7 protein-coding genes are annotated in these 6,326 nt (G+C 60.0%); all 7 read left to right on the plus strand.

Annotated features, from left to right (window positions below; genetic code table 11):
• The coding region (gene fabF, locus ACIOWE_RS14190; RefSeq protein WP_401392287.1) for a beta-ketoacyl-ACP synthase II at positions 1 to 1,120 on the plus strand (1,120 nt) is incomplete at its 5' end.
• Complete coding sequence (gene pabC / locus ACIOWE_RS14195; RefSeq protein ID WP_401392290.1) at positions 1,120 to 1,935, plus strand: aminodeoxychorismate lyase; 816 nt, start codon at positions 1,120 to 1,122, stop codon at positions 1,933 to 1,935. The genes fabF and pabC, both read left to right, overlap by 1 nt.
• A 3-nt stretch (positions 1,936 to 1,938) precedes the next feature.
• Positions 1,939 to 3,114, plus strand: coding sequence for an endolytic transglycosylase MltG (gene mltG / locus ACIOWE_RS14200; RefSeq protein ID WP_401392293.1), 1,176 nt, complete (start codon positions 1,939 to 1,941; stop codon positions 3,112 to 3,114).
• 19 nt (positions 3,115 to 3,133) lie between these two features.
• Positions 3,134 to 3,766: a dTMP kinase gene (gene tmk, locus ACIOWE_RS14205; RefSeq protein WP_401392296.1), complete on the plus strand. Its 633-nt coding sequence runs from the start codon at positions 3,134 to 3,136 to the stop codon at positions 3,764 to 3,766.
• Positions 3,759 to 4,742, plus strand: coding sequence for a DNA polymerase III subunit delta' (locus tag ACIOWE_RS14210; protein ID WP_401392299.1), 984 nt, complete (start codon positions 3,759 to 3,761; stop codon positions 4,740 to 4,742). Before tmk ends, ACIOWE_RS14210 begins: the two co-directional genes overlap by 8 nt.
• 42 nt (positions 4,743 to 4,784) lie before the next feature.
• Positions 4,785 to 5,141 carry a PilZ domain-containing protein gene (locus ACIOWE_RS14215; RefSeq protein WP_123534659.1) on the plus strand — a complete coding sequence of 119 codons (357 nt, stop codon included), beginning with the start codon at positions 4,785 to 4,787 and terminating at the stop codon, positions 5,139 to 5,141.
• Between the two features lie 15 nt (positions 5,142 to 5,156).
• Complete coding sequence (locus tag ACIOWE_RS14220; protein ID WP_401392303.1) at positions 5,157 to 5,948, plus strand: TatD family hydrolase; 792 nt, start codon at positions 5,157 to 5,159, stop codon at positions 5,946 to 5,948.
• The last annotated feature ends 378 nt before the right edge of the window (positions 5,949 to 6,326 follow it).

Here is a 6,326-nt window from a genome sequence, read left to right on the forward strand (position 1 = left end):
CCTTTCTGCCTATTCCACCCGCTTTGGCGGCTCGGTAAAGGGCTTCAATGTCGAGGAATACCTGTCGGTCAAGGAAGCGCGCAAGCTCGACCTGTTCATTCAGTACGGCCTCGCCGCCGGCTTTCAAGCCGTGCGCAATGCCGGGCTCGAAGTCACCGATGCCAACCGTGAACGCATTGGCGTGGCCATGGGTTCGGGGATCGGCGGTCTGACCAACATCGAAGAAACCAGCCGTACTCTGCATGAGACGGGCCCGCGTCGAATCTCGCCATTCTTCGTGCCAGGCTCGATCATCAATATGATTTCCGGTTTCCTGTCCATCCACCTGGGGGCACAGGGACCTAACTACGCCATCGCCACGGCGTGTACCACTGGTACGCACTGCATTGGCATGGCGGCGCGCAACATCATGTACGACGAAGCTGACGTGATGATTGCCGGCGGTGCCGAAATGGCCGCGTGCGGTCTGGGCATGGGCGGCTTTGGTGCTTCCCGTGCACTCTCGACCCGCAACGACGAACCCACCCGCGCCAGCCGTCCATGGGACAAGGGCCGTGATGGTTTCGTGCTGTCCGACGGCGCCGGTGCACTGGTGCTCGAAGAGCTGGAACACGCCAAGGCACGTGGTGCGACCATCTACGCCGAGCTGATCGGCTTCGGTACTAGCGGCGATGCATTCCACATGACCTCGCCGCCTGCCGATGGCGCCGGTGCTGCACGCTGCATCACCAATGCGCTGCGCGATGCGAAGATCAACGTTGATCAAGTGCAATACATCAACGCCCACGGCACCTCGACCCCGGCCGGCGACCTTGCCGAAGCCAACGCGATCAAGTCGGTGTTCGGTGAGCACGCCTACAAACTGGCGGTCAGCTCCACCAAGTCCATGACCGGCCACCTGCTGGGTGCGGCGGGCGCGGTTGAGGCGATCTTCAGCGTGCTGGCGATCAACAGCCAGGTGGCGCCGCCGACCATCAACCTTGATGAGCCGGACGAAGGCTGCGATCTCGATTTCGTGCCGCACACTGCGCGCAACATGGACATCGATGTCGTGCTGTCAAACTCCTTCGGTTTTGGCGGCACCAACGGCACCCTGGCATTCCGCCGGTTCGCAGGCTGATGGACAGCTGGGTCGACGGTCAACCGGCTGACGCTCTGTCGCTGAAAGATCGCGGCCTGGCTTACGGCGATGGTCTGTTCGAGACCCTCGCCGTGCGTGGCGGCCAGCCAGTGTTGCTGGATCGACACCTGACGCGTCTTGCCGATGGCTGCTCACGTCTGGCCATCCCGACCGATATCGCGCTGGTTCGCCATGAGCTGCAGAGTTATGCGGCAGCGATGGGCGAGGGTGTGCTCAAGCTTATCCTCACCCGTGGTGACGGTTTGCGTGGTTATGCGCCCGATCCTGCGGCGCAGGCCCGACGCATTCTGCAAGGCAATCCTCCTGCGGCTTATCCCGCCGCACATGCCGAACAAGGCATTCGCCTGTTTCCGTGCACCACGCGTTTGTCCAATCAGCCGTTATTGGCAGGCCTCAAGCATCTCAATCGACTCGAACAAGTCATTGCGCGCGCCGAATGGCAGGACAGCGAGCATGCCGAAGGTTTGATGCTCGATCAGGCGGGCCGGGTCATTGAAGGCGTATTCAGCAACCTCTTTCTGGTGCGTGACGGTGTGTTGATCACACCCGATCTGAAACGCTGCGGCGTGGCTGGAGTGATGCGCGCCGAAATATTGTTTCAGGCCGAGTCATTGGCCATCCCCACTCAAATTGCCGACATCAGCCTTGATCAATTGCAATGGGCCGATGAAGTGTTCGTTTGTAACAGCGTGTATGGCGTCTGGCCGGTACGCGCCTACGCTGCACTGAGCTGGCCGGTTGGCCCGCTCACCCGTAAACTGCAAACCATTGCCCGCGCCCTACTGGATGCCTGATTTGTGAGACGTAAACTTTTGCTGTTGCTGGAAACCGGACTGGTTCTGGCAGGGCTGCTGTTGGGCGCCAGCGCCTGGAAGATTCACAGTGCGCTGGAACAGCCTCTGAACATCACGCAGGAAGAACTGCTGGATGTGCCGAAAGGCTCTACACCGACGCGTACTTTCCTTTCGCTCGAAACCGATGGCGTCATCAAGGACGCGTTCTGGCTGCGCGTCTATTGGCGCTTCAATCTCGCCGGTACGCCGATCCACAGCGGCGAATACCGCATGCAGCCGGGAATGACCGTCAATGGTCTGATCGACTTGTGGAAGCGTGGCGAAGTGGTTCAGTACAGCCTGACGCTGGTCGAGGGCTGGAATTTCCATCAAGTGCGTGCTGCACTGGCGAAAGATGAAAAGATCGAGCAGACCCTCAACGGTTTGAGCGACAGCGACGTCATGGCCAGGATTGGTCATAAAGGACTGTTCCCGGAGGGGCGTTTTTTCCCTGATACCTACCGTTTCGTTCGTGGCATGTCCGATACCGAACTGCTGAAAAAGGCCTTCGATCGTCTCGACGAAGTGCTGGCCAATGAATGGGAAAAACGTTCCGCCGATGCGCCGTACAGCGAACCCTATCAAGCGTTGATCATGGCTTCGCTGGTCGAGAAGGAAACCGGTGTGCCACAGGAGCGCGGCGAGATTGCCGGTGTCTTCGTGCGCCGCATGGCGCTGGGCATGCAGCTGCAGACTGACCCGACGGTGATCTACGGTTTGGGTGATCGCTACACCGGCAAGCTGACCCGCGCGCATCTCAAGGAACCGACGCCTTACAACACCTACGTGATTCCCGGTTTGCCGCCGACGCCGATTGCGATGGTCGGGCGTGAAGCGATTCACGCGGCGCTGAACCCGGTGGAAGGCACCAGCCTGTATTTTGTCGCACGCGGTGACGGTAGCCATGTGTTCTCTGATGATCTGGATGCGCACAACAGTGCGGTTCGTGAATTCCAGCTCAAACGACGTGCCGATTACCGCTCCAGCCCGGCACCGGTCACGACGCCCGAAGCGGCTCCGGCGACTGATGCAGCGATTCCTGCGGCATCCCCGGACACCGCGCCGCAATCGCTGCCACAGGTTGAACCTCAGGAGCCTGCACCCGCTGCGGAAGCCGCCGCTCCACAAAACGCGCAATGACTTTGACTAAGGACTGCCTGTGACTGGCTTGTTTATTACCCTGGAAGGCCCGGAAGGCGCCGGCAAAAGCACCAACCGCGAATACCTCGCCGAGCGCCTGCGCGCCGCCGGTATCGAGGTGGTGCTGACCCGCGAGCCTGGCGGCACACCTCTGGCCGAACGCATTCGCGACGTGCTGCTGGCGCCGGCCGACGAAGTCATGAACCCGGACACCGAGCTGTTGCTGGTATTCGCCGCGCGCGCCCAGCATCTGGCGGAAGTGATTCGTCCGGCTCTGGCCCGTGGTGCAGTCGTACTCTGCGACCGTTTCACTGATTCGACCTACGCCTATCAGGGCGGCGGTCGTGGTTTGTCGCTGGAGCGTATCGCCACGCTGGAAGCCTTCGTGCAGGGCGACCTGCGTCCGGACCTCACGCTGATTTTTGATCTGCCCGTGGAAATCGGCCTGGCCCGTGCCAGCGCCCGTGGGCGTCTGGATCGTTTCGAACTGGAAGGTCGGGCGTTTTTCGAAGCGGTGCGCAGTGCATTCCTCAAGCGTGCTGAAGCCGATCCTGCACGCTATGTGCGCATCGATGCGGGTCAGTCATTGGTCAAGGTTCAGCAATCGCTGGATACCTTGCTTCCGAACTTGCTGGAGCTGGCCCGTGGCTGAGGCCTATCCATGGCAGGACAGTCTCTGGCAGCAACTGGCCGGACGTAGCCAGCACGCGCACGCTTATCTGATGCACGGCCCGGCCGGAATCGGCAAGCGCGCGTTGGCCGAGCGCCTGATGGCCAGCCTGCTATGCCAGCGCCCGACACCCGAGGCGTGTGGCGAGTGCAAATCCTGTCTGCTGCTCAAGGCCGGCAGCCACCCGGACAATTACATCCTCGAACCGGAAGAGGCCGACAAGGCAATCAAGGTCGATCAGGTGCGCGATCTGGTCAGTTTCGTGGTGCAGACCGCGCAACTGGGCGGGCGCAAAGTGGTGTTGATCGAGCCGGTCGAGGCGATGAACATCAACGCCGCCAACGCCTTGCTCAAGAGCCTTGAAGAGCCTTCGGGCGATACCGTTCTGCTGTTGGTCAGTCACCAGCCGAGCCGTTTGTTGCCGACGATCAAGAGCCGTTGCGTTCAACAGGCCTGTCCGTTGCCGGGTGAGGCGATGAGCCTGCAATGGCTGGCGCAGGCGCTGCCGGACTGTTCCGAAGAGGAACGTGTCGAGCTGCTGACACTGGCCGCTGGTTCGCCGTTGATGGCGGTCAGTCTGCAATCCCAGGGCGTACGTGAACAACGCGCGCAAGTGGTCGAAGGGGTGAAGAAGTTGCTCAAGCAGCAGCAATCGCCGACGCAACTGGCCGAAGAATGGAAGAGCATTCCGATGTTGCGGCTGTTCGACTGGTTCTGTGACTGGTCGAGTCTGATCCTGCGCTATCAACTGACTCAGGACGAAGCTGGCCTTGGTCTGACGGACATGCGTAAAGTCGTGCAGTACCTGGCGCAGAAGAGTGCGCAAGGCAAAGTCCTCGAGATTCAGGACTGGATTCTCGCCCAGCGGCAGAAAGTTCTGAGCAAGGCCAACCTCAATCCGGCACTGCTACTGGAAGCGTTGCTGGTGCAATGGGCGGGATTGCCTGGTCAAAGATAAGAATGTGTACCTAGACTCTGAACATCAGCAGTGGAGGTCAACATGAATGAACCGATAAGCCCTGGGCCGCGCAACGGCATCCTGTCCCTGACCATCAAGGACAAGTCGGTGCTGTACGCCGCTTACATGCCGTTCATCAAGAACGGTGGCCTGTTCATCCCGACCAACAAGAGCTACAAGTTGGGCGACGAGGTGTTCATGCTGCTGAACCTGATGGAGGAGGCGGAGAAGATTCCGGTGGCCGGCAAAGTCACCTGGATTACCCCAAAAGGGGCGCAAGGCAACCGCGCGGCGGGTGTCGGCGTGCAGTTCAACGATGGCGACAACACTGCCCGCAGTCGCATCGAAACCCATCTGGCCGGAGCCCTCAAGTCCGACCGTCCCACTCATACGATGTAAGTAGCCGTCTTTTTTATGCTCGTAGATTCCCATTGTCACCTTGATCGCCTCGACCTCGCCGCCCACGACGGCTCGCTGGATGCCGCACTGGATGCTGCACGCGCACGCGGAGTGGGGCACTTTCTGTGCATCGGCGTGAGTGCCGACAACGCCGCCGACGTCAAAGCGCTGGCCGAGCGTTATGACGACGTTGATTGCTCGGTCGGCGTGCACCCGCTGGATCTACAGCCGGGCGCAGCACCTGCGCTGGACTGGTTGCTGCATGAGCTCAATCACCCGAAGGTGGTGGCGATTGGTGAAACCGGTCTGGATTACCACTACGAGCCGGAAGCGGCCGAGTTGCAGCAGGCGTCTTTTCGTCTGCACCTGCAAGCGGCGCAGCAGACCGGCAAACCGGTGATCATCCACACCCGTGGCGCCCGCGCCGATACCCTTGAATTACTGCGTGAAGCGGCATTGCCTCAGGCCGGCGTGCTGCACTGCTTCACCGAAGACTGGGACATGGCCAAGGCTGCGCTGGACATGGGTTATTACATTTCCCTGTCGGGCATCGTCACGTTCCGCAATGCCGATGCGTTGCGCGATGTCGCCAGCAAGGTCCCGGCGGATCGCCTGCTGGTGGAAACCGATTCGCCGTATCTGGCGCCGATCCCTTATCGCGGCAAGCCCAACCTGCCGCAGTACGTGCGTGAAGTGGCGGAGTTTCTGGCGATGTTGCGTGGGGAAAACTACGAGCGTTTTGCCGGGCAGACTACCGAGAACTTCAAGCGACTGTTCCCGTTGGCGAGTGTTAAATCTGCCGTGTAGGTGATCGTCAAATCGTAGGCAAAAAAAACCCGGGTTCTGGGGGGTGAATCCGGGTTAAGACCATTAGGAGTAAAACAAAGGCACGCGGTCCCTTGGTACCTTTATCGGCGCGGCACTTGGGGGAGATGCCGCCCGACAGTTCAAGTATTGATCAGTCTGGCGTGCAGTCCAGTTAGCCGGTCGGGGTTTTTAAACAAATTTGGAATACGTTCGCTTCAGTTGAGTTCTCATTGCGCCCCAAACGTTCGCAAAATGAACAAGAAACACAGATATGGTCGGATGATCCGTGCATTTTTGCGCAAGTTAGGCATAATACGCGGCTTCGAATTTTGACCCAAACAGACCTTTTCTTATGCACAAAGAACCTCGTAAGGTCCG

Origin of the sequence: Pseudomonas sp. NPDC087598 (genome assembly GCF_044743525.1) — a bacterium.
Lineage (GTDB): Bacteria > Pseudomonadota > Gammaproteobacteria > Pseudomonadales > Pseudomonadaceae > Aquipseudomonas.

What these genes read in the sequence shown, in the direction of transcription:
- pabC (WP_401392290.1), top strand. Translation starts at nt 1,120, where the DNA reads ATGGACAGCTGGGTCGACGGTCAACCGGCTGACGCTCTGTCGCTGAAA.
- ACIOWE_RS14215 (WP_123534659.1), top strand. Translation starts at nt 4,785, where the DNA reads ATGAATGAACCGATAAGCCCTGGGCCGCGCAACGGCATCCTGTCCCTG.
- ACIOWE_RS14220 (WP_401392303.1), top strand. Translation starts at nt 5,157, where the DNA reads ATGCTCGTAGATTCCCATTGTCACCTTGATCGCCTCGACCTCGCCGCC.